22 protein-coding genes are annotated in these 22552 nt (G+C 67.4%); 7 read left to right on the top strand and 15 right to left on the bottom strand.

What is annotated here, in order from left to right; genetic code table 11:
* Positions 1 to 1079 (bottom strand): glucose-1-phosphate adenylyltransferase (gene glgC, locus A5733_RS09310; protein ID WP_076239948.1); only part of this gene is annotated, 1079 nt, incomplete at its 3' end.
* 101 nt (positions 1080 to 1180) lie between these two features.
* Here glgC and glgA point away from each other — a divergent pair.
* On the top strand, positions 1181 to 2344 hold the full coding sequence (gene glgA / locus A5733_RS09315; protein ID WP_076239900.1) for a glycogen synthase: 1164 nt from the start codon (positions 1181 to 1183) through the stop codon (positions 2342 to 2344).
* A 20-nt stretch (positions 2345 to 2364) separates the two neighbouring features.
* Here the strand turns inward: glgA and A5733_RS09320 are convergent, their stop codons facing one another.
* From A5733_RS09320 to A5733_RS09350, 7 genes are all read right to left on the bottom strand, one after another.
* The gene (locus A5733_RS09320; protein ID WP_003885506.1) at positions 2365 to 2532 is read right to left on the bottom strand and encodes a DUF3117 domain-containing protein; all 168 of its coding nucleotides are present in this window, start codon (positions 2530 to 2532) and stop codon (positions 2365 to 2367) included.
* 164 nt (positions 2533 to 2696) lie between these two features.
* Positions 2697 to 3266, bottom strand: a complete 570-nt coding sequence (locus tag A5733_RS09325; RefSeq protein WP_076239901.1) for a DNA-3-methyladenine glycosylase I — start codon at positions 3264 to 3266, stop codon at positions 2697 to 2699.
* Complete coding sequence (locus A5733_RS09330) at positions 3263 to 3634, bottom strand: DivIVA domain-containing protein (RefSeq protein ID WP_067765856.1); 372 nt, start codon at positions 3632 to 3634, stop codon at positions 3263 to 3265. Before A5733_RS09330 ends, A5733_RS09325 begins: the two co-directional genes overlap by 4 nt.
* A 143-nt stretch (positions 3635 to 3777) precedes the next feature.
* A complete protein-coding gene (locus A5733_RS09335) occupies positions 3778 to 4728 on the bottom strand; it encodes a glucosyl-3-phosphoglycerate synthase (protein ID WP_076239902.1) in 951 nt (316 codons plus the stop codon).
* Entirely contained in the window at positions 4725 to 5549 is an 825-nt protein-coding gene (gene folP / locus A5733_RS09340; RefSeq protein ID WP_076239949.1) for a dihydropteroate synthase, read from the bottom strand. Before folP ends, A5733_RS09335 begins: the two co-directional genes overlap by 4 nt.
* Positions 5550 to 5745: 196 nt before the next feature.
* Positions 5746 to 7524: a long-chain-acyl-CoA synthetase FadD6 gene (gene fadD6 / locus A5733_RS09345; RefSeq protein WP_076239903.1), complete on the bottom strand. Its 1779-nt coding sequence runs from the start codon at positions 7522 to 7524 to the stop codon at positions 5746 to 5748.
* A gap of 83 nt (positions 7525 to 7607) precedes the next feature.
* Positions 7608 to 8168 carry a TIGR00730 family Rossman fold protein gene (locus A5733_RS09350; RefSeq protein ID WP_067765895.1) on the bottom strand — a complete coding sequence of 187 codons (561 nt, stop codon included), beginning with the start codon at positions 8166 to 8168 and terminating at the stop codon, positions 7608 to 7610.
* A gap of 112 nt (positions 8169 to 8280) precedes the next feature.
* Here A5733_RS09350 and A5733_RS09355 point away from each other — a divergent pair, with 112 nt between their 5' ends.
* The 4 genes from A5733_RS09355 (at position 8281) to A5733_RS09370 (ending at position 12807) form a co-directional block, all read left to right on the top strand.
* Positions 8281 to 8970: a TetR/AcrR family transcriptional regulator gene (locus A5733_RS09355; protein WP_197508183.1), complete on the top strand. Its 690-nt coding sequence runs from the start codon at positions 8281 to 8283 to the stop codon at positions 8968 to 8970.
* A gap of 47 nt (positions 8971 to 9017) precedes the next feature.
* On the top strand, positions 9018 to 9392 hold the full coding sequence (locus A5733_RS09360; RefSeq protein WP_233152659.1) for an STAS domain-containing protein: 375 nt from the start codon (positions 9018 to 9020) through the stop codon (positions 9390 to 9392).
* Positions 9393 to 9402: 10 nt separating this feature from the next.
* Positions 9403 to 11475: an AAA family ATPase gene (locus A5733_RS09365; RefSeq protein WP_076239904.1), complete on the top strand. Its 2073-nt coding sequence runs from the start codon at positions 9403 to 9405 to the stop codon at positions 11473 to 11475.
* A gap of 471 nt (positions 11476 to 11946) precedes the next feature.
* A complete protein-coding gene (locus A5733_RS09370; RefSeq protein ID WP_076239905.1) occupies positions 11947 to 12807 on the top strand; it encodes an ESX-1 secretion-associated protein in 861 nt (286 codons plus the stop codon).
* Here A5733_RS09370 and A5733_RS09375 read toward each other — a convergent pair.
* The 3 genes from A5733_RS09375 to dapE form a co-directional block, all read right to left on the bottom strand.
* A complete protein-coding gene (locus tag A5733_RS09375) occupies positions 12791 to 14410 on the bottom strand; it encodes an ABC-F family ATP-binding cassette domain-containing protein (RefSeq protein WP_076239906.1) in 1620 nt (539 codons plus the stop codon). The genes A5733_RS09370 and A5733_RS09375 overlap by 17 nt on opposite strands.
* A gap of 170 nt (positions 14411 to 14580) precedes the next feature.
* Positions 14581 to 14946 (bottom strand): RNA-binding S4 domain-containing protein, encoded by a 366-nt coding sequence (locus A5733_RS09380; RefSeq protein WP_076239907.1) that lies wholly within the window; start codon positions 14944 to 14946, stop codon positions 14581 to 14583.
* The gene (gene dapE / locus A5733_RS09385) at positions 14943 to 16007 is read right to left on the bottom strand and encodes a succinyl-diaminopimelate desuccinylase (RefSeq protein ID WP_076239908.1); all 1065 of its coding nucleotides are present in this window, start codon (positions 16005 to 16007) and stop codon (positions 14943 to 14945) included. The genes A5733_RS09380 and dapE overlap by 4 nt, the downstream gene beginning before the upstream one ends.
* A 33-nt stretch (positions 16008 to 16040) precedes the next feature.
* Here dapE and dapD point away from each other — a divergent pair, with 33 nt between their 5' ends.
* Positions 16041 to 16985: a 2,3,4,5-tetrahydropyridine-2,6-dicarboxylate N-succinyltransferase gene (gene dapD / locus A5733_RS09390; RefSeq protein ID WP_076239909.1), complete on the top strand. Its 945-nt coding sequence runs from the start codon at positions 16041 to 16043 to the stop codon at positions 16983 to 16985.
* A gap of 25 nt (positions 16986 to 17010) precedes the next feature.
* Here dapD and A5733_RS09395 read toward each other — a convergent pair whose 3' ends face one another.
* Positions 17011 to 17772, bottom strand: a complete 762-nt coding sequence (locus A5733_RS09395; protein ID WP_233152660.1) for an SDR family NAD(P)-dependent oxidoreductase — start codon at positions 17770 to 17772, stop codon at positions 17011 to 17013.
* A gap of 92 nt (positions 17773 to 17864) precedes the next feature.
* Between A5733_RS09395 and A5733_RS09400 the strand changes: the two genes are divergently transcribed.
* Positions 17865 to 18455 carry a hypothetical protein gene (locus A5733_RS09400; protein ID WP_076239910.1) on the top strand — a complete coding sequence of 197 codons (591 nt, stop codon included), beginning with the start codon at positions 17865 to 17867 and terminating at the stop codon, positions 18453 to 18455.
* Between the two features lie 3 nt (positions 18456 to 18458).
* On the opposite strand, the gene A5733_RS09405 is transcribed toward A5733_RS09400, so the two are convergent.
* Genes A5733_RS09405 through A5733_RS09415 form a run of 3 tightly spaced genes read right to left on the bottom strand, consistent with a single transcriptional unit; the run spans position 18459 to position 22524 of the window.
* Positions 18459 to 19313, bottom strand: coding sequence for a pseudouridine synthase (locus A5733_RS09405; RefSeq protein WP_076239911.1), 855 nt, complete (start codon positions 19311 to 19313; stop codon positions 18459 to 18461).
* Between the two features lie 7 nt (positions 19314 to 19320).
* Entirely contained in the window at positions 19321 to 21066 is a 1746-nt protein-coding gene (locus tag A5733_RS09410; protein ID WP_076239912.1) for a glycerol-3-phosphate dehydrogenase/oxidase, read from the bottom strand.
* 42 nt (positions 21067 to 21108) lie between these two features.
* The gene (locus tag A5733_RS09415; RefSeq protein ID WP_067769631.1) at positions 21109 to 22524 is read right to left on the bottom strand and encodes an NAD(P)H-quinone dehydrogenase; all 1416 of its coding nucleotides are present in this window, start codon (positions 22522 to 22524) and stop codon (positions 21109 to 21111) included.
* Between the last annotated feature and the right edge of the window lie 28 nt (positions 22525 to 22552).

Raw genomic sequence — 22552 nt, forward strand, 5'->3', positions numbered from 1 at the left:
ACGACCGCGCCCCGGCCGATCCGCACGCCCGGCATCAGCACACTGCCCTCGACGATCGCGCCGTCGTCGATCACGACGTTGGAGGACAACACCGAATTACGCACGGAGGCAGCCGAGATGATGCTGCCGGCACCGACCACCGACTCCTGGGCCGATCCGCCGTTGACGAACTTGGCCGGCGCCAGGTTCTCCGACTCACCGCGGATCGGCCAGCGCTTGTTGTACAGGTTGAACACCGGGTGCACCGACACCAGGTCCATGTGCGCGTCATAGAACGCGTCCAGGGTTCCGACGTCACGCCAGTAGCCGTGGTCGCGTTCGGTGGCTCCGGGCACCTCGTTGTTGTCGAAGTCGTAGACCGCGGCCATGCCGTCGGCCACCAGCCGCGGGATGATGTCGCCGCCCATGTCGTGATCGGAGTGGCCGTCGTCGGCGTCGGCGCGGATCGCGTCGATCAGCACCTTGGTGGTGAAGATGTAGTTGCCCATCGACACGAAGGTCTGCTCGGGGTCGTCGGGCGTGCCCGGCGGATCGGCCGGCTTCTCCAGGAATCCTCTGATCCGGCCGGAGTCGTCGGCGTCGATGCAGCCGAACGCACTGGCCTCCGCCCGCGGCACCCGAATCCCGGCGACGGTGGCGCCGGCCCCGCTGTCGATGTGGAACCGCAGCATTTGCTCGGGATCCATGCGGTACACGTGGTCGGCGCCGAAGATGATGATGTAATCCGGATCTTCGTCGTAGATCAGGTTCAGCGACTGATAGATCGCATCCGCCGATCCGGTGTACCACCGCGGGCCGAGCCGCTGCTGGGCCGGAACCGGGGTGATGTACTCACCGGCCAGGCCCGACAGCCGCCAGTTCTGGCTGATGTGACGGTCCAGCGAGTGCGATTTGTATTGCGTCAGAACGCAGATCCGCAAGTACCGGGCATTCACCAGGTTCGACAGCACGAAGTCGATGAGCCGGTACGCACCGCCGAAGGGAACTGCCGGCTTGGCACGATCGGCGGTCAACGGGTAAAGCCGTTTTCCCTCTCCCCCGGCCAGAACGATGCCCAGCACATGTGGCAACTCCCTCATGGGTCCAAACCTATCCGTGAACCAGGATGGCGGCCAGCCAATGGCAACTTCAAGTGTGCGGTGTGTGGCTGTACCCACTACGACCTACTACCGTCTCGGATATGCGGGTGGCGATGATGACTCGGGAATATCCACCCGAGGTGTACGGCGGTGCCGGAGTACACGTCACCGAACTCGTGGCGCAGCTGCGCCGGCTCTGCGAGGTCCACGTCCACTGCATGGGCGCGCCACGCGACGGTGCCGTCGTCGCCCAGCCCGATCCCGCCCTGCGCGGCGCCAACCCGGCCCTGTCGACGTTGTCCGCGGACCTCAACATGGTCAACACGGCTGCGGCGGCCACCGTGGTGCACTCGCACACCTGGTATGCCGGGATGGCCGGGCACCTGACCGGGTTGCTGTACGGCATTCCCCACGTGCTGACCGCGCACTCACTCGAGCCGCTGCGTCCCTGGAAAGCCGAGCAGCTCGGCGGCGGCTACCGCGTGTCGTCGTGGGTGGAGCGCACCGCCATCGAGGCCGCCGACGCGGTGATCGCGGTGAGTTCCGGGATGCGCGACGACGTGCTGCGCACGTATCCCGCCCTCGACCCTGACCGGGTTCACGTGGTACGCAATGGAATCGACACCGACGTCTGGTACCCGGCCCCGCCGGCCGATACCGACTCGGTGCTCGCCGAACTCGGGGTCGACCTGAGCCGGCCGATCGTGGCGTTCGTCGGACGCATCACCCGGCAGAAGGGCGTGGCGCATCTGGTCGCCGCGGCCCACCGGTTCAGCCCCGATGTGCAATTGGTGTTGTGTGCCGGCGCGCCGGATACCCCCGAGATCGCCGCTGAGGTGTCGGCCGCGGTGGCCGAACTGGCCCGGGCCCGCAGCGGGGTGTACTGGGTGCGCGAAATGCTGCCGATCAACAAGATCCGCGAGATATTGTCGGCGGCAACAGTTTTCGTCTGCCCGTCAGTCTACGAACCGTTGGGAATCGTGAATCTGGAAGCGATGGCATGCTCGACGCCGGTGGTCGCCTCCGATGTCGGCGGCATCCCTGAGGTCGTCGCCGATCGGCAGACCGGGCTGCTGGTGCACTACGACGCCACGGACCCGCGCTTCTTCGAGATGCGGTTGGCCGACGCAGTCAACTCACTCGTGGCCGAGCCGGAAACCGCGCGAAAGTACGGTGTAGCCGGACGCCAACGGTGCATCGCGGAGTTCTCCTGGGCACACATCGCAGAACAGACCCTGGAGATATACCGCAAGGTGTCCGCCTGAGCGGACACCTTGCGATTCGATCAGCTTGTGACGGCCTTGAGTTCGTCGCCGAGCGCGGCGGCCTCGTCGGGAGTCAATTCGACCACCAGGCGCCCACCACCCTCCAGCGGTACTCGCATAACGATTCCTCGCCCCTCTTTGGTTGCTTCCAGTGGACCGTCACCGGTCCGGGGCTTCATCGCCGCCATCGAGTGCTCCCTCCAACTGAGCCGACCCGCGGTCAGCGGGCCAGGTTGGGGCCGAAGCCGTCCACTCGTTGACGGCACCCGGCGCTGAACTGCTACTGAACTTCCCCTATTGTTCCTTATCCGCGGTGGTGGGTGTGCAAAGACCCTTCGGATACCGACTGATGTCACTTTCGATCGACTGCCGGGACCCAGCAGGATGCGACGTGATCGTCGACCATTCCGGTCGCCTGCATCAACGCATATGCCGTGGTGGGGCCCACGAATCTGAAGCCCCGCCGCTTGAGTTCCTTGGCCATTGCGGTCGATTCCGGGGTGACAGCAGGCACTTGATCCAGGTCAGCGGGCCGCGGCCGGGTCGGCGGCGCGAAGGACCACAACAGCTCACCCAGGTCGACATCGAGCTCGGTGACCGCCCTGGCGTTGGCGATGGTCGCCAGGATCTTGGCCCGGTTACGCACGATGCCCGCATCGGCCATCAACCGCTCGACATCGGCGTCGGTGTATTTCGCGACCGCGGCCACATCGAACCCGTCGAACGCGGCGCGGAAGTTCTCCCGCTTACGCAGGATGGTCAGCCAGCTCAGCCCGCTCTGGAATGCCTCCAGGCTGATCCGCTCGAACAGTGCGCCCGAATCCCGCAACGGCCGGCCCCACTCGGTGTCGTGGTAGTCGCGGTAGAGGACGTCGCCTGATTGCACGGCCCAGCCGCAGCGGATGCGTCCATCCTCGGTCACGGCTCCTCCGCGGTGCGCAGTTCCCCGGCGGTCGCCGAGACCTCCTCGTCCTCGTCGTCGTCGAGGTCGTCGGGCACGCCGTAAGCCGCGCGCACCGCCGCCAGCTCGCCACGCACCGCGTCGAGTTCGCGGCCCAGCCGATCCAGGACCCAGTCCACCTCGCTGGTCTTGTAGCCGCGCACGACCTGGGCGAACTTGAGCGCGTCGACATCGGCGCCGGTGACGCCCGAGGCCGGCAACACCGTCGCGGTGGTACCCCGGGGAAGCGGCGGCAGCGTCTCACCCCGGCCGAAGAGGACGCTGCCCAGCCCGAACAGCACCGTGGCCACCAGAACCAGCACCACCAGGTACAGCAGTATCAGTGTCACGCCCTCGATACTGCCTCACACCTGCGACACCTGGCGCGGGCGCTGCCTGACCGCGGACCTCGGCACGCGCCGAACGTGCACACAGATCGTGTTCGCCGCGATTTTCGCGATCTGAGTGCACCGTCGGCGTGCAAGGCCCAACCTCAGCGCGGCCGCAGGGTCACCATCGGCGGGCGGTCGGCCAGGGACACCGAGGACACCCGCGGGGTGAAGTCGTCGCCGTCGGCGTAGAACTGCGTCAGCCCCATCCCCGAATCGGCGATCCCGCACCGCGACAACAAGGTCGCGATGACCTGCCGGCTCATCGAGGCCAGCTCGGTCAGCGGCCGGTTGCGATGCGCCCGAACGCCGAGGTTCACCTGGGCGATGGCGTCCAGACCGAGCCGGTCGTACGTGTCGACCAGCAGACCGATCTCCACGCCGTAGCCGGGCGCGAAGGGCACCGACGTGAGCAATTCACGGGTACCGGCGTATTCACCACCAAGCGGCTGCAACACGCAGTTCAATTCGGGGCGCAGCGAGGCCAGCAGTGGGCGCGCGACGAGCTCGGTGACCCGGCCGCCGCCGTTGGCGTCCTCGGCGCCGCTGACCTTGAGCGGCCGCCGGTAGAACCCCTTGACCAGGTGCACGCCGTCAGCGGTGAGCAGCGGGCCCAGCAGCTTGGGGACGAACATCGGATCGGGATCGATCAGGTCGGAATCGACGAACGCGATGAGGTCGCCGGTGGTGGCAGCCAGTGACCGCCACAGCACCTCGCCCTTGCCTGGCTGCGGCGCCACCTCGGGCAGCGCCACCTCCCGGCTGACCACCCGGGCCCCGGCGGCGACCGCGCGGATCTCGGTGTCGTCGGTGGAGCCCGAATCGAGCACGATCAGCTCGTCGACCAGGCCACCCAGCAGCGGGGTGATGGTCTCGACGACGGAGGCGACGGTTTCTTCCTCGTTGAGCGCCGGCAGCACCACCGAGACCGTACGGCCGGCCTTGGCGGCTTCCAGCTCGGCGATGGTCCAGCTCGGCCGGTTCCAGCTGTGGTCGGTCAACCAGCGGTGTCCGATCACGCCGTCGGTGACGTCCAATTCGGGTATTGCAGTCATGCCAGTCCCCTCACCGTTCGTGCGGGTGCCCGCACTCCCTGGATCGACGCGACCATCTCCAGCACGCGCCGTGTGGGTCCGACCTCGTGTACCCGGAACATCGCGGCTCCATCCGCGGCGGCCAATGCCGTCGCGGCCAGGGTGCCCTCCAGGCGTTCGGTCAGATCCACACCCAGAGTCTCCCCGACAAAATCCTTGTTGCTCAGTGCCATCAGGACAGGCCATCCGGTCTTAACAAGATCTTTTACGTGGCGCAACAAACTAAGACCGTGATGAGTGTTTTTGCCGAAATCGTGGGTCGGATCGATGAGGATCTTCTCGCGTGGCACACCCGTTGCCACGGCCCGCTCCGCGGCGGCGGTCACCTCGGCGATGACGTCGTCGACGCCGCCGCGCTCGGTGATCCCGTAGTTCACCCGGAACGGCCGGGTGCGCGGTACCGCACCCCCGGTGTGTGAGCACACCAGGCCCGCACCGAACTCGGCAGCCACCTCCGGCAAGCCCGGATCGGCGCCGGCCCAGGTGTCGTTGATCAGGTCGGCGCCGGCCGCGCAGGCCTGCTTGGCCACGGTCGCGCGCCAGGTGTCGACGCTGATCAGCTGGTCGGGGTAGGTGTCGCGCAGCCATTCGATGAACGGGACGACGCGGGCGATCTCCTCGTCGGCGTCGACGGTGCTGCCGGGACCGGCCTTGACCCCGCCCACGTCGATGACGTCGGCACCCTCGTCGATCACCCGTGCCGCGGCGGACTTGGCGGCCTCGTCGGTGAAGGTGGCGCCGCGGTCGTAGAACGAGTCCGGCGTCCGGTTGACGATCGCCATGATCAGCGCACGGTCCGCCGCGACCGGGCGCCCGCAGAACAGGCCACTGGACGTCGTCAACACGCCTCCATAGTGCCCGGTGGCTCAACCGCAGCAGTATTCGCGCCAGCTTCCGCGCCGTTTTCTACCTGTTGGTCGTCACCGGACGCGATCGACGACCCAGGCGTGGAAATCGGCGCGGAGCTGCCCGCCCCGCCTACTTGGGTCGTTTGCCCGCGGTCACCTCGTCGGGGTATTCGGCATAGAACGGCACATAACCCTCGTCCCGCCCGGCCAAGACATACAGCGGATCCTCGATGTCGTCGCCGTAGCCCTGCTTGCGCAGATCGACCTTCTGGCTCTTGAAGGTCGAGGTGTGGGCCAGTTCAGGGACGACGCGGACGAACAACGGGACGGCATACGCCGGCAGGTGCCCGTAAAACGCGTCGGCCAACGCCTTGCCGTCGAACTCTTTGCCGCCCTTGAGCTGCACCGCGGCCATCCCGGCCCGGCCGCCGGCACCCGGCACCTCCACGCCGAACACCGTGCATTCCTCGATCAGCGGATTGCTTGCCACGGCAGCCTCCACCTCGGTGGTGGCCACGTTCTCGCCTTTCCACCGGAACGTGTCACCGAGCCGGTCGGCGAACGCGGCATGGCCCAACCCCTGCGACCGCATCAGGTCGCCGGTGTTGAACCAGACGTCGCCGTCCTTGAAGGCGTTGCGCACCAGCTTCTTCTCGCTGGCGGCCTTGTCGGTGTAGCCGTCGAACGGCTGCAGTGCGCTGATCTTGGACAGCATCAGGCCGGGCTCGCCGCGCTTGACCTTGCGCAGCCGGCCGTCGGCGCCGCGGGCGGGTTCACCGCTGTCGGCGTCGTACTCGACGAACGCCACCGGGCTCGGGCAGATGCCGGTGGACTTCGAGACGTTGAAGACGTTGACGAACGCGGTGTTTCCCTCGCTGGCAGCGTAGAACTCACACACCCGGGCGATGCCGAACCGTTGGGTGAACTCGTCCCAGATGGCCGGACGCAGCCCGTTGCCGACGATGACGCGAACCTTGTGCGCACGGTCGGTCGGCTTGGGTGGCTGGTTGAGCAGGTAGCCGCAGATCTCACCGATGTAGACGAATGCGGTGGCCCCGTAGTCGATGACCTCGTCCCAGAACCGCGACGCCGAGAACGACTTGCCCAGCGCCAGGGCGGCGCCGGAGTTCAGCGCCGAGCCGACCGAGACCGTCAGGGCGTTGTTGTGATACAGCGGCAGGCAGCAGTACAGGGTGTCGTCGCTGTGCAGCCGCAGCCCGAGACCGCCGAAGCCGGCCAGGGCGCGCAGCCAGCGGTAGTGCGTCATGACACTGGCCTTGGGCATGCCGGTGGTGCCCGAGGTGAAGATGTAGAAGGCCTTGTCCTTGGCCAGGACCGCCGATGTGGTGGCCGGGTTGGTGGTCGGTGCCGTGGCGGCCAGCCGGCGCAGCTCGTCGACCGTCATCAGCCCGTTGGCCTCGGCATCGCATTCGGTGACGTGCTCGATCAGATCGGACTCGGCGATCATTGCCGTGGCATTGAGCAACCCGATGCTGTGGGCGAGCACCTTGCCGCGCTGGTGGTAGTTGAGCATGCCTGCCACGGCGCCGCATTTGACGATCGCCAGCATCAACAGCACCGCGTCGGGTGAGTTGCGCAGCATCACCCCGACCACGTCGCCGTGGCCGACGCCTTTGGCGGCCAGGACCGCGGCATAGCGGTTGACCGTCTCGTTGGCCTCGCGATAGGTGATGCGCTCGTCACCGAACTTGAGGAAAACCCTGTCGGCGTATTGGGCGGCCCGTTCCTGGAACACCTTGCCGATCGAGGTCTTGGCAGTGGGCCGCGCCATCACACCGGTGAGCACACCCCGGACGATGACCGGCGCGTCCATCAGCAGACCGGGCACCTGGCCGGCGAGGTCGAGTAAGCCGACGCTGCTCCTGGTGCCCGATTTCCGGTCGGTCATGCCGTGTCCCCCTGCGCGTTGTCGTGGGCCGCTCGTGTGGCCAACACCTTAAACCGCGCCGGTTAGGGCCGTTACCGGCGGTTCTATGTAACCGGTGCGCACACGTCCAGCGCGGCGGCGACCTCGTCGACGACCACCAACCGATCCAAGGCCGCACTACTCACATAACCGGAGTCGACAAGTCCGCGCAGCCAGTTCAGCAATCCGTCGTAGTGGCCGAACGGATCGAGCAGCACCAGGGGCTTGTCGTGCATTCCCAGATAGCCGGCGGTCCAGGCCTCGAAGAACTCTTCGAGCGTGCCGATCCCGCCGGGCAGCGCGATGAACGCGTCGGACCGGTCCTCCATCACCTTCTTGCGTTCCCGCATGGTGTCGGTGACCACGAGTTCTTCGGCGTCGACGTCGGCGAGTTCCCGGTGCACCAGTGCCTTGGGGATGACGCCGACCGTACGGCCGTTGCCCGAACGCGCAGCCCGGGCCACCGCCCCCATGGCCGAGACGTTGCCTCCGCCGGAGACCAGGGTCCAGCCACGCTTGGCGATCGCGACGCCGACCTCACTGGCCAATGCCAGCAGTTCGGGGTGGGTGGGACCCGAAGCGCAATAGACACACACCGCCCACTGGCGGTCAATTTCACCGGACACGTACACAACGTAGAGGGTGCTGGTGAACCATCGATGTCCGGAGGGCGATGGACCTGGGATGGACTGAGCAGGTGTGCCCAGGGACACTGGGCTGAACTCGAAAGGCGATCTGGTGACTGATGATGTCGATCAACCGACTCGGTTGAGCCGCGAGTTCATCTTGGACACCGCGATCGAGCTGATCGACCGTGATGGTCTGGCGAAGTTGACCATGCGACGGCTGGGCACCGCCTGCGGCGTGGAGGCCATGGCGCTGTACCGCTATGTACACAGCCGGGGCGACCTGTTGACGGGCGTGGTCAACCACATCGTGGACCGCTTGTACGCCGATCAACTGGCCGCGCGCCGGCAGGAGGACGGTTGGCAGGACTTCCTGTTGCGGCTGGCTCACGGCGTGCGCCAGATCGCCCTGGAGCATCCCGAGGTGTTCCCGTTGGTCGCCACCGAGGCTCCCGAGGCGCCGTGGGTGCGGCCGCCGCTGCGCAGCCTGCGCTGGATGGAGACGTTCCTGGAGACGTTGATCTCCTATGGCTTCAGCGATACCGCCGCCGTGTCGGCGTATCGGACCTACACCACATTCCTGGTTGGCCAGCTGCTGCTGGAGGTGTCGGCGCGCGGGGTGGAGCTGAGCCCGGACGAGTCCAGCCTGCGCAACGAACCGCGGCCGGACACCTCGCTGGCCGACTATCCGAATCTGCGGCGCCTGCAACCGCTGCTGGCCGAGGATCACAGCACAGACGAGTTCGAAGAGGCCCTCGAGGCGCTGCTCGACCGCATCGAAACCTGGCTGCACAGACACTGACGGGTCCGTTTACAACGTAAACGGACCCGGTTATGCTGGGTTTCACCGTGGAATCGAACCAGCTGAATCACGAGCTGCACTGGACGGCTCGCATCGCTCCCGAAGGCCTCATCGTGCAGGTCTTCGGACAGGTCGATGCCCATAACGAGTCGTCCTGGCAGCGCATGCTCACCGAGCAGGCCGACGCCGCGCCCGAATCCTCGGTACTCGTCGTCGACGGCGGATCTCTGGATTTCATGAGCTGCGGAGCGCTGCTCGCCTTGGCCAAGCAGGCCGTCGACTGCCGTCAACGTGGGATCACGGTGCGGCTGGCCATCGGTCAGCCGAGCATCAGGCGCGTCATCGCCGAATGTGGCTTGGACGACGCGATCTCGGCGTACCCGGATCTCGATTCCGCGTTGAACGGCGGCGGCCCGCCATAGGATTCGGTGGATGGCTGTCGATTGGGTGATCGCACCGCGTGACCGCGTTCTCGACGGCTTGGAGACGGGCCTGCACGAGTGTGGCGGCGCGGCTCTGCTCGGACCGGCCGGGGTGGGCAAGACGTCGGTGGCCCGTACCGCGGCCGAGCACCTCGGACCGGACTTTCGTCGGGTCGTGTGGATCACCGGCACGGAATCAACGGCGGCGGTGCCGTTTGCCGCGGTAGCCCATCTGATCGAGATCCCGGCAGCGGGTCGGACCGCCGACGTGCTGCGGGCCGCGCGCGAGGCGCTGGGCTCCGAGTTGCTGCTGATCGTCGACGACGCGCATCTGCTGGACCGGTTGTCGGCGGCCCTGCTGTACCAACTCGCTGTCAGCCGAGCTGCCAAACTCATCGTCACTTCATCCGAAGAAGCACCCGACCATGTGGCGGCGCTGTGGGCCGACGGACTGGTACACCGCGTCGACATGTCACCGCCGGGCCATGATGACGCCCGACTCGCCGATCAGGTGGCCACCTTTTTGTCGGACCTCCCCGAGGCCGCGCTCGACGTGCTACGCCAATTGGCAGTGCACGAACCGCTGGCGGTCTCCGACGTCACCGCGCTGACCGGTCCCGACGCCGTTCAAGAGGCGCAGCGATGCGGCGTGGCCCGCGTCGAAGGACTTCAGGTGCGGTGTGTGCATCCGCTGTTCCTCCGCGCCGTACGGGCCGCCGTGGGCGGGCCCGATCTGCGACGGCTGCGCAACGCTGTGGTCGAGCAGCTGGCCGCCGGGCCACGTCCCGGCGTGGTGGACCGGCTGCGGGTGGCGGTGCTGGCCCTGGACAGTGACGTGTCCCTGCCCACCGACGAGCTTGTCGACGCCGCCGGCGAGGCATTGCGGTTGGGCGATCTGGAGTTGAGCGAGCGACTGGCCCGCGTCGCGGTGGAGTCCGGCGCATGTTTCGCGGGGCTGCTGACGCTGGCTTACGCATTGGCCTGGCAGGGACGCGGCCGGGAAGCCGACGCGGTGTTGGGGCAGATCGATCCGACCGGCCTGGACGACGACCAGCTGATGGCGTGGTCTTTGCCGCAGGCGGCCAACCAGTTCTGGATGCTGTCCGAGCCCGAACGCGCCACGGCGTTCCTGCGGGCCATCCGCCGCCGCGTGACGACGCCGAGCGCACAGATCACCATCGACGCGCTGGCGGCTACCTTCGCGATGAACGCCGGTGCGCCACAACGGGCTTTGGGTCTGGCACAGGAAGTGTTGGACTCCCCCAATGCCGACGACACCGCGATCGGATGGGCGGGGTCGACGGCAGCCCTGAGCTGTGCGCGGACCGGGCAGTTGGCCCGCGTGGAGGCCATGGCCCAGCGTGCGCTCGCTGCCGGGCATCCGGGGCTGTTGCGGTTCACCAGCGGCTTCGGGCAGACGACGGCGTTACTGATGACCGGTGAGCTCGACAAGGCCTGGGAATTGGCCTGCAACATCACCGATTTCACCCAGCTCCTGCAACCGGGACGAGCCATCGGTGAGGTGCTCATGGCTGACGTGTTGCTGGTCCGCGGTCAACTCGACGACGCGATTGCCTTATTGCGCAAGGCGGCCACCGCCTTGGCACCCACCGGCTACTCCTGGGGGCCGCTGGCCTGGATGCTGTTGGCCCAGGCGCTCGGCCAACGCGGGATGCCGATGGAGGCCGCCAAAGCACTCTCGCGGGCGGAATCCCGGCACGGGCTCAAGTCGATGTTGTTTGCGCCTGAGCTGGCCATGGCCCGGGCCTGGACGTGCTCTGCCCGTAACGATTCGGTGGGCGCGGTGACAGCGGCGCGCGAGGCGGCCAAGACTGCGGAGCGGGGCGGCCAATCCACGGTGATGCTGCGGGCCCTGCATGACGGTGTCCGACTGGGCGACACCCGCGCCGTCGACACGCTCGCCCGGATCGATGTGGACTTCGTGTTCGGTCAGCTGACGACGGACCACGCAAGCGCGTTGGCAGCCGGGGACGCCGCGGGATTGCAGTCGGTTGCGGGGCGATATCGCGAGGTCGGGATGCTCGCCGCGGCCGAGGATGCCGCACGTCAAGCCGGTAGCTGAACGCGGGTGACCAGGCAACTCTGGTCACATCAGCCACAGATTTCGGCCGGGTATCCGATGTGCCCGCCTACTAGCGACTTCTCAGCGACAATCGCCACATGGGCAACGCAGGTATCGACAGCCCCATTGTCGCTGGCCGATTTTGACACTCATGCACCACTGGCCCCCCGAGCATCACCTGTCCAGTGCCCGCATGCGAGCGACTCCGTCGCTGATAGCTGGACAACGCGAGTTTCGTGACAATTGAGGCGCGAGGACCCTGAAGTGACACAAGTAGTCAGTCGTCCTGCGACAAATGGTGCCCCTGGTGCTGATGCGGCGATTGTCGCTGAGAAGTCGCTGCTAGGCGGGCAGATCGTCACCTACTTGCCCGGCCCGCCACGCCGAACTCTCGAGTGGAACTTGCCGCTCGGCGCCCAACCGCGCCGACCGTAGAATGCGCAGATAGACCGCACGATCACAGGGGGCTCGATGAACCAGTTCATCGCCGATACCGCCGCGATGGGCAACTGGCAAGGGATCGTCGACGGGGTCAGTGGAGACGTCAGCAGCTTCAAGAACGCTTTCGCCGGCCCGTCCGATCTGGCGTCCAGCCACGGCGCCATCGGCTTTCCCATGCAGAACGCGTTCAACGGCGCACAGTCGTCGCGTGACGGTGCCCTCGGCGCCACCCAGGTCGCCGCGTCGCGCATGGCCGAACTGCTCGGTCAGGCCTCCAAGGCCTACGAGCGTGGTGACCTGGCCGCCGCCGGCCGGCTCAAGGCGCAGGCCGATCAGATCGAGGGCGCGGCTTCCCCGGCGGCGGCCGGTGGCGGCGGGGGCGGGGCAGCCGGAGGTGCCGGAGGTGCTGGCAGTGCCGGGCAGATGATGGGTCAGTTCAGCCAGATGGCCGGACAGATGGCGCAGTCGATCACCCAGCCCCTGCAGGGCCTCACGCAGGCCATGACACAGATGCCCCAGCAGGTCATGCAGGGCGTGCAGAGCATCGTCGAATCCGCCACTCAAGCGGCCGGTAGCGGCGGCGAGGCCGCCGGTCTGGCGGCAGATGCCGGAGCCGACGCCGCCGGAGCCGGGGCCGAACAGGCGGTCAAGGCGTCCGACACACACGGCCCGGACGACGGTGGCCCGGCAGATCCGGACGGCAAGACCGACGACAAGGATGCGAAGCACGGCGACGAACGGGAGCGTCCGACCGAGGTGGGAGCCGGCGCCGGCGGTGGGTCGGCCACCGAACTACTCGGTAATCGCGCCTCCACCGGGGTGACGCCGGAGGACCGCTTCGGCGTCGGCCCGGTGCCGACTCAGGCCCACAACGTCACCGGTCGGCGATAGCGGTCAGCTCGCCCCGGTCCAGCCGCAACCATCTGTCGATGCCGATGGCCTCCAGAAACCGCTCGTCGTGGCTGACCACCACGAACGCGCCCCGGTAGGCGTTCAGCGCCGACTCCAGTTGCCCCACGCTCTCCAGGTCGAGATTGTTGGTCGGCTCGTCGAGCAGCAGCAGTTGCGGTGCGGGCTCGGCAAAGAGCACACAGGCCAGGGTTGCCCGTAGCCGCTCACCACCCGACAGCGCAGCGATCGGTAGGTTGATCCGGTCACCGCGAAACAGGAATTGCGCCAACAGATGCATGCGCCGGGTGTGCGACAGGCCGGGCGCCGCCGCGGCCAGACTCTCGGCCACCGTGCGGCCCTCATCCAACAGATCCAGCCGCTGCGACAGCGTTGCCACGCGTCCCCCGGCCCGTTGCACGGTCCCGGCGTCCGGTTCGACCGCCCCGTCGATGATCCGCAGCAGCGTGGACTTCCCCGCACCGTTGGCTCCGGTCAACGCGATTCGTTCCGGACCGCGGATCGATAGGTTGATCCCGTTGCTGCAAAACAACTTCCGGCCGCCACGGCTGATCTGAACCCCCTCGCCGGAGAACACCGTGCGCCCGGCCGGAACCACAGTATCGGGCAGGTCCAGCGCGATCACTTTGTCGTCGCGAAGCGCCCGCTCGGCTTCGTCGAGACGTGATCGGGCGTCGTCGACCCGACGAGCATGCACATCGTCGGCGCGGGCCGCTGATTCCTGCGCATCGCGTTTGAGCTGGCCTGCCACGATCTTCGGCAGCCCGGCATCCTTGAGGTTGCGTGCGGCATTCGAGGAGCGCCGGGCAGCCCGTTCGCGGGCTTCCTGCAACTGACGCTTCTCTCGCTTGAGCTGCTGCTCTGCGTTGCGAATGTTGCCTTCCGCCACCGTCTGCGCGGCCTCCACCGCAGCCCGGTAGGCAGTGAAATTCCCTCCGAAGAAGGCGATTTCGCCCCGGTACAACTCGGCGATCTGATCCATGCGGTCCAGCAGCATCCGGTCGTGGCTGACCACAAGCAGGCAGCCGGTGTAGCTGTCGAGGGCGTCGTACAGGCGGTGACGGGCCTCGCGGTCCAGGTTGTTGGTGGGTTCGTCGAGCAGCAGAACGCTTGGCCGCTTGAGCAGTTGAGCCGCCAGACCCAGCGACACCACCTCCCCACCGGACAACGTCCCCAACCGTCGGTCCAGCGCCAATCCGTCGAGGCCGAGCCGGTCCAACTGAGCACGGGAGCGCTCCTCGATATCCCAGTCGTCACCGATCGCCGTGAACACTGCGTCGCCGGCGTCACCGTCAGCCAACGCCGCCAATGCGTCGAGCACATCGGCGACTCCCAGCACGGCGGCCGCGGTGAGTTCCGCAGTGAGAGGCAGTGTTTGGGGTAGATAACCGATGGGGCCGTCCACGTGAACCGAACCTGACGAGGGTCGGTACTCACCGGCGATCAGCTTGAGCAGCGTGCTCTTTCCGGCGCCGTTGGGGGCGACCAGACCGGTACGGCCGGGCCCGACGGTGAACGACAGGTCCGAGAACACTTCGGTGTCGTCAGGCCAGGCGAAGGACAAGTGCGAACAGACAATAGACATGCTGGTACTCCAAGGTGATGCGGGCAGCAGACCCCGCATTGAGGGACAGAAACGACTCAACTCGCGGGATCACCCGGAGATGTCGTCGTCTCCCAGCATGTTTTCGGCCCACCTCGACTCGACAGCAGATGCAGTACCCATAGTACGCAGCGATGCAACCGATTTAAGGTTCAGAATGTTCCGCGCAACCGATCCAGTTGTCGCCGTTCACGTTTCGTAGGCCGGCCGGCCCCTCGATCACGGACCGGCACTGACGCCAGGATCTCCTTGGGCGGCGGTGGCGGGCTGCGGTCGATCATGCACTCCGACGCGAGAGCAGCCCCGACTCTCTTGGCGATCGGGCGGATGACCTCGACGATGCGTTCCCGTCCGTCCAGCCGGACCCGAACCTCGTCACCGGGGCTCACGTGTTGTGCCGGTTTGGCGGGCACGTTGTTGACCCGGACATGTCCGCCGCGGCAGGCGGCAGCCGCCGCAGACCGGGTCTTGGTGATCCGCACGGCCCAGATCCAGCTGTCGACGCGGACACTGCTCATGTCAGATAGCGCCGCAACATCTCGGCGACCGCAGTGATCTGGGCAGTCTCGACCCGCTCGTCGACCTTGTGCGCGAGGTTCGGATCACCCGGTCCGTAGTTCACCGCCGGAATCCCCAGGGCCGCGAACCGGGACACATCGGTCCAGCCGTATTTGGCGCGCACCTGTCCCCCGGCGGCGGCCACCAGCGCGGCCGCGGCGGGTTTGGCCAGGCCCGGCAAGGCGCCTGCGGCGGCGTCGGTCAGCACGATCGTGACGTCGAGCCCGTCGAACACCTCGTGCACATGGGCGACGGCCTGCTCGACGCTGCGGTCCGGGGCGAACCGGAAGTTGACGGTCACCGATGCGGCGTCGGGGATGACGTTGCCGGCGATGCCGCCGTCGACCCGCACCGCCGACAACCCCTCCCGGTAGACGCAGCCGTCGATGTCGACGCTGCGAGGCTGGTACGTGGTGAGCCGGTCCAACACGGCGCCGAGTTTGTGAATGGCGTTGTCGCCCAGCCATGATCGCGCAGAGTGCGCGCGGGTGCCCGCGGCGCTGACGACGACGCGGATGGTGCCTTGGCAGCCGGCCTCGATGAAGCCGCCGGAGGGTTCGCCGAGGATCGCGACGTCGGCCTGCAGCCAATCCGGAAGTTCGCGTTCGATGCGACCGAGGCCGTTTGCGCTGGACTCGATCTCCTCGCAGTCGTACATCACCAGGGTGATGTCGTGGCTGGGTTCGGCGATGGTAGCGGCCAGGTGCAGGAATACCGCGTCACCGGACTTCATGTCCGAGGTGCCGCAACCCCAGAGTTCACCGTCCTCGACGCGGCTGGGCAGGTTCTCCGCGACGGGCACGGTGTCGATGTGACCGGCCAGCATCACCCGCGAGGACCGGCCGAGATGGGTGCGGGCCAGGACGGCGTCACCGTTGCGGATCACCTCGAAGTGCGGCGCCTGGGCCCGCAGCGCGGCCTCGATCTCGTCGGCGATGTGCTGCTCGCGGCGGGATTCGCTGGGGATGTCCACCAGCGCGGCGGTCAGCGCGATCGGATCGGCTCGCAGGTCTAGCCCCATGGACGTCAACGGTACCCAGTAACCTAGGCCAACGTGACTGCAGCATCTGGCGTCGGCCTGGCCACCATCACCGCCGACGGGACCGTCCTGGACACCTGGTTTCCCGCCCCTGAACTCTCCGGTTCCGGCGATGCCGGCACTGTGCGGTTGTCGGTGGCCGAGGTGGCGCAGGCGCTGGCCGTCCTGACCGGCCCCGACGCCGACCGCGACGTCGAGGTCGTCGCCGTGCGCACCACGATCGCCTCGCTGAATGACAAGCCGGCCGACGCACACGACGCCTACCTGCGGCTACACCTGCTCTCCCACCGGCTCGTCACCCCCCACGGTGCCAACATGGACGGCATCTTCGGCCTGCTGACCAACGTGGTCTGGACCAACTTCGGCCCGTGCGCAGTCGAGGGTTTCGAGGCCGTGCGCGCGAAGCTGCGCCGCCGTGGCGCGGTCGCGGTCTACGGCGTGGACAAGTTCCCCCGGATGGTCGACTACGTGTTGCCGTCGGGCGTGCGGATCGCCGACGCCGACCGGGTGCGGCTGGGCGCGCACCTGGCCTCCGGCACGACGGTCATGCACGAGGGCTTCGTGAACTTCAACGCCGGCACCCTGGGCACATCGATGGTCGAGGGCCGGATCTCCGCCGGTGTCGTGGTCGACGACGGCTCCGACATCGGTGGCGGGGCCTCGATCATGGGCACCCTGTCCGGCGGCGGCAAAGAGGTGATCAAGGTGGGCAAGCGCTGCTTGCTGGGTGCCAACGCCGGCCTGGGCATCTCGCTCGGTGATGACTGCGTGATCGAGGCAGGGCTGTATGTCACCGGCGGCACCAAGGTCACCACGGCCGACGGGCAGACCACCAAGGCCATCGAACTGTCCGGGGCCAGCAACCTGCTGTTCCGCCGCAACTCTCTGTCAGGCGCGGTCGAGGTCGTCAAACGCGACGGCACCGGCATCACGCTCAACGAGGCACTGCACGCGAACTAGCTGTTGGGGCCGGCTCACGAGCCGCTCAGGTGCAGGGAATCCCATGGGGGCCGCCGATCCAGTGACCGGGCGGTGAGTGCCACGGGCACCACTTCTTGACCTGGCCAGGCGGAAGGTTGGGGCCCTGATGTTTCATCAAGGTGCCACCCACCATGTGGTCGATGGCCTCCTGCGGGTTGTTGCGCATCATGTCGGTATCGACCGGCCCCGGCGCCAGGGCGTTCACCCGGATACCGAGCGGGGCGAACTCGGCGGCCATCGACCGGGTGACCGACATGAGCGCGGCCTTGCCCGAGGCGTAGATCGACAGCGACGGCGCGAAGTTGAACGCCCCGACCGACACCATGTTCAGCACTGCTGCCTTGGCGCTGGCCTTCAGATGCGGCAAGGCCTCCTGCACGAGAAACACCGGTCCGCGCAGGTTCACCTCGTAGGACTTCGCCCAGGCTTCCGGCGTCATCTGGCCCAGGGGCTGGGCCAGTGCGTTGGCGGCGTTGTTGACCACCACGTCGATCCCGCCGAACTCGGCGACCGTGCGTTCCACCAGGGTGCCGAGGTCGTCGATGCTGCCGCTGTGGGTGGGCACCCCGATCGCCTGACCTCCGAGACCACGCAAATGCTCGGCCGCCTTCTCGCACGCATCCGGCTTGCGGCTGGCGACCACCACATTCGCACCGGCCAGGGTGAAACCCTCGGCGAGGGCCAATCCAATGCCGCGGGTACCGCCGGTGACGATCACGGTCCGGTCGGTCATGTCGAACAGATGGTCAAAGGTCTCCCGGTTCACCCCGTCAGTAGAACACCCCGACGGGGGGTGGATTGAGTCGCTACCACAGTGTCAGCATGGAGGGGTAGCCAAGATCGGAGGGACCAGGCTGCATGAGAGTCAATCGGCGTCGCTGGTGGGTGCTACGGGCACTCGGCCGGAACCCGCTCGTCCGGCGATCCGATCGGCTCGAAGCATGGGCCATGGTGCTCGTCGCGATCTTCGTCGTCCTGGTCATCCCGCACGCCGTCACCGTCGGTGAGAACGTCTACGCACACACGCTTCGCACCGCCGAGATCCAGGCGCAGACCCGCAAGCCGGTGCAGGCGACCGTGGTGGACGACACCCCCGCGACAGCCATGCCCGACGAGGGCACGACCGCCACAGCCACCGTGACGTGGACGGCGAACGGCACCCCGCACACCGGTGCGGTGCGCCCGACTCGCTCATTGAAGGCGGGTGACACCGTGCCGATCTGGGTCGACGAAAACGGGCGCCGCGTGCCGGCGCCGCTGTCGCCGTCCAGCGCCGGAACCTATGCGATCGCCGCCGCCGTGTCCGTCTGGCTGGGCACAGCGGTGTTGTGCGGCCTGGCCATCGCCGGGCTGCGCGCGCTCCTCGACCGGCTCCGGATCCGCACCTGGGCCGCTGAGCTTCGGGTACTGCTCGACCGTGGCGACGGCCGAACCAGATGGCACCACTGAATCTCAACCCAGAGTTCGCGTGCTGACGAACTCGCGGTCGGCGCCGCTGACCGGGTCCGTGAACGCCAGACGCTGGGCCAGCAGCTGCAGCGGATGGTCAAAATCGTCTGGGCTGACCTCGATCACGTTGGGGTACAAGGAATCACCGACAATCGGCAGGCCGATCGAGGCCATGTGCACGCGCAATTGATGCGTCTGCCCGGTACGCGGGGTGAGCCGGTATAGCCCATTCCCGAGGGGTTCGACGTAGGTTTCGGCATTGGGTTCACCGGGTTCCTCGAAAGCCTGTAACCGACCGCGCTGCTTGATGATCCGACTTCGCAGCGTGGTCGGCAGAGCCACCGTCGGGGTGCCGGTCGCGCGGGCCAGATAGGTCTTGCGCACCCGGCCCTCGGCGAACAGTCGCTGATAACTCCCCCGAATCTCACGGCGCACGGTGAACAACAGCACGCCGGCGGTGAGCCGGTCCAGCCGATGCGCCGGACTCAGTTCCGGCAGGTCCAGATCCCGGCGCAGCCGCACCAACGCGGTCTGGGCGACGTGCGCGCCGCGGGGCATGGTGGCCAGGAAATGAGGTTTGTCGACGACGACGATGTCGTCGTCGCGGTAGAGCACCGGGATGCCGAACGGAACCTCTACCTCCTCGACCAGGTCCCGGTAGAAGTAGACGTACGCCCCGGCGGGAAGCGTCGTCGTCTCGTCGACGATCGAGCCGTCCGGTAGAACCACTTCGCCGGCAAGCACTTTCGCGCCGATGCCGAAACGGCTGTCCAACTCGTCGCGCACGTTGCCCCCGAGAAGCCGCAACCGGGCCGGGCCCAGACCGTCCCGCACCGGTAGCGGGGGCGGCTTTCTCAACGCACCCTCAATTCAGCGGCACGGGTTCGAGGATCTGCGCGCGGGCCTCGGGCGCGGCCTGGCGCAGCGCGTCGGCGGACTCGTCATCGGGCTGGCGTTGCGACTGCACCTCGGCCTCCACCCGGGCGATGTAGGTGGCCACCTCACGATCGACATCCTCGGCGCTCCAACCCAGCACCGGGGCAACAACTTCGGCGACCTCGCGGGCACAGTCGCGGCCTCGGTGCGGATACTCGATCGAGATCCGCATCCGCCGCGCCAGGATGTCCTCCAGATGCAGCGCCCCCTCGGCCGCGGCGGCATAGTAGGCCTCGACCTTGAGGTAGACCGGTGCATCGGTGATGGGTTCCAGCAGATCGGGCCGCCCTTCGGCCATCTGTAGCACCTCACCGATCAACGAGCCGTAGCGGTCCAGCAGGTGCCGAACCCGGTAGGGATGCAGCCCGTAGTGCTTGCCCACCGACTGGGTCTGATTGATCAGGGCGAAATACCCGTCGGCGCCCATCAACGGGACTTTCTCGGTGATCGACGGTGCCACCCGGGCCGGGATGTACTCTGCGGCAGCGTCTATCGCGTCGGCCGCCATCACCCGATAGGTGGTGTATTTGCCGCCGGCAATGGCCACCAACCCCGGTGAAGGCACCGCGACGGCGTGCTCACGCGACAGCTTGGACGTTTCCTCGCTCTCACCGGCCAGCAGCGGACGCAAGCCGGCGTAGACACCGTCGATGTCGTCATGGGTCAACGGCGTGGCCAGCACGGTGTTGACATGGCCGAGGATGTAGTCGATGTCGGCTTTCGTCGCTGCGGGATGCGCGAGGTCGAGATTCCAATCCGTATCGGTCGTGCCGATGATCCAGTGTGTCCCCCACGGGATCACGAACAACACCGACTTCTCGGTACGCAGGATGATCGCCACTTCGCTGACGATCCGATCGCGCGGCACCACGATGTGCACACCCTTGGAGGCGCGCACGCGAAACCGCCCACGCTCCTTGGACAGTGCCTGGATCTCGTCGGTCCACACCCCGGTGGCATTGACCACGACGTGGCCCCGCACTTCGGTGACGGCGCCGTCCTCGGAGTCACGCAGCGTCACCCCGACCACCCGATCACCCTCCCGCAGGAGGTCGACCACCTGACTCGACGAACGCACCACCGCGCCGTAGTGGGCGGCGGTGCGGGCCACCGTCATGGTGTGACGGGCATCGTCGACGACGGTGTCGTAGTAACGGATTCCGCCGATCAGCGAGCTCCGCTTGAGCCCGGGCGCCAGCCGCAGGGCCCCGGACTTGGTCAGATGCTTTTGTGCCGGAACGGATTTCGCGCCACCGAGCTGGTCGTACAGAAAGATCCCGGCCGCCACATACGGCCGCTCCCACCACCGGTTGGTCAACGGGAACAAAAAGGGCAGCGGCTTGACGAGATGCGGTGCCAGCGTGGTCAGGCTCAGTTCCCGCTCGTGCAACGCCTCACGGACCAGACCGAACTCCAACTGCTCCAGGTAGCGCAGCCCACCGTGGAACATCTTGGAGCTGCGGCTCGATGTCCCGGAGGCGAAATCGCGGGCCTCCACGAGCGCCACCTTGAGGCCGCGGGTCGCGGCATCGAGGGCCGCACCGGCCCCCACCACACCGCCACCGATGACCACTACGTCGAATTGTTCACCGCCGAGTCGTTGCCAGGCTTGCGCCCTTTGCTGCGGACCGAGGAAGGTTTGCCCGTCGCCCGGTGCTGAGATCGGGTCAGTCACAATTCCCAGGCTACGTGGACGATGGGGTATCCGCCTGATTCTCTAGTCCAGGTCGTCGTGTTTCATCAACTGGCGCGCCGCCTCGGTGATCGAGCCCGACAGCGACGGATACACCGAGAAGGTCTGGGCCAGGTCGGTGACCGGAATGCCGTTCTGCACGGCCAACGCGATCGGCAGGATCAGCTCGGAGGCGATCGGCGCCACCACCACGCCGCCGATCACCACACCGGTGGCCGGGCGGCAGAAGATCTTGACGAAGCCGCGGCGCAGGCTGGACATCTTGGCCCGGGCATTGGTGTTCAGCGGCAGGGTCAGGGTGCGGGCCGGCACGGACCCGTCGTCGATCTTGGCCTGCGGAACACCGACCGCCGCGATCTCTGGCCGGGTGAACACCGCCGCGGCGACGGTGCGGAGCCGGATCGGGGCCACCGCCTCACCGAGAGCGTGGTACATCGCGATGCGTCCCTGCATGGCGGCGACCGAGGCCAGCGGCAGCAGACCGGTACAGTCGCCCGCCGCGTAGACACCCGGCACCGACGTCCGCGACACCCGGTCGACGGTCAGGTAATTGCCGGGGCCGAGCTCGATGCCGACCCGTTCCAGGCCCAGACCGCTGGTGTTGGGCACCGAACCGACCGTCATCAGGGCGTGGCTGCCCTCGACGACGCGGCCGTCGTTCATCGTCACGCGCACCCCGCTGTCGGTACGGGTCACCGACTCCGCGCGGGCGTTCTTGACCAACGTGACACCGCGTTCGGAGAACACCTCCTCCAGCACCGCGGCGGCGTCGGAGTCTTCGTGCGGCAGGATCTGGTCGCGGCTGGCCACGACCGTCACCGTCACGCCGAGCTCGGTGTAGGCGTTGACGAACTCGGCGCCGGTGACCCCCGACCCCACCACCACGAGATGCTCGGGCAAGGTGTCGAGGTCGTACAACTGACGCCAGTTGAGGATGCGGTCGCCGTCGGGCGCGGCGTTGGGCAGCACCCGCGGGCTGGCGCCGGTGGCGATCAACACCACATCGGCGGTGAGCTGGCTGACCTCGCCGTCGTCGGCAGTGACCTTGACCCGATGCTGGGCCATGCCCGGCACGTCGTCGATCAGCTCGCCGCGGCCTGCCACCAGGTCGATGCCCTCGCTGCGCAGCCGCTGGGCGATGTCCACGGACTGCGCGGCGGCCAGCGTCTTCACCCGCTCGTTGATCTGGGGCAACGAGATGATGGACTGCTCGAAGTCCAGCGAATAGCCCAGGTTGGGTGCGCGCCGCAACTCGGTGCGCACCCCGGTGGAGGCGATGAAGGTCTTCGACGGCACACAGTCCCACAGCACGCACGCGCCGCCGATGCCGTCGCTGTCGACGACGGTGACGTGGGCGACCTCCGGGCCGCGGGCGGCGGCGACCAGCGCCGCCTCATATCCGGCGGGTCCGCCGCCGATGATCACGATGCGGGTAGCCACTGGACCAACCTAACGAACTTCGCCGATT

Source organism: Mycobacterium sp. NS-7484, assembly GCF_001953975.1.
GTDB lineage: Bacteria > Actinomycetota > Actinomycetes > Mycobacteriales > Mycobacteriaceae > Mycobacterium.

Excerpts from the sequence above, each read along its gene's own strand:
- A5733_RS09365 (WP_076239904.1), top strand. The coding sequence starts at position 9,403 with ATGGCTGTCGATTGGGTGATCGCACCGCGTGACCGCGTTCTCGACGGC.
- dapE (WP_076239908.1), bottom strand. The coding sequence starts at position 16,007 with ATGGGGCTAGACCTGCGAGCCGATCCGATCGCGCTGACCGCCGCGCTG.
- glgA (WP_076239900.1), top strand. The coding sequence starts at position 1,181 with ATGCGGGTGGCGATGATGACTCGGGAATATCCACCCGAGGTGTACGGC.
- A5733_RS09400 (WP_076239910.1), top strand. The coding sequence starts at position 17,865 with ATGAGAGTCAATCGGCGTCGCTGGTGGGTGCTACGGGCACTCGGCCGG.
- A5733_RS09320 (WP_003885506.1), bottom strand. The coding sequence starts at position 2,532 with ATGGCGGCGATGAAGCCCCGGACCGGTGACGGTCCACTGGAAGCAACC.
- folP (WP_076239949.1), bottom strand. The coding sequence starts at position 5,549 with ATGGCGATCGTCAACCGGACGCCGGACTCGTTCTACGACCGCGGCGCC.
- A5733_RS09380 (WP_076239907.1), bottom strand. The coding sequence starts at position 14,946 with ATGAGCAGTGTCCGCGTCGACAGCTGGATCTGGGCCGTGCGGATCACC.
- fadD6 (WP_076239903.1), bottom strand. The coding sequence starts at position 7,524 with ATGACCGACCGGAAATCGGGCACCAGGAGCAGCGTCGGCTTACTCGAC.
- A5733_RS09370 (WP_076239905.1), top strand. The coding sequence starts at position 11,947 with ATGAACCAGTTCATCGCCGATACCGCCGCGATGGGCAACTGGCAAGGG.
- A5733_RS09335 (WP_076239902.1), bottom strand. The coding sequence starts at position 4,728 with ATGACTGCAATACCCGAATTGGACGTCACCGACGGCGTGATCGGACAC.
- A5733_RS09375 (WP_076239906.1), bottom strand. The coding sequence starts at position 14,410 with ATGTCTATTGTCTGTTCGCACTTGTCCTTCGCCTGGCCTGACGACACC.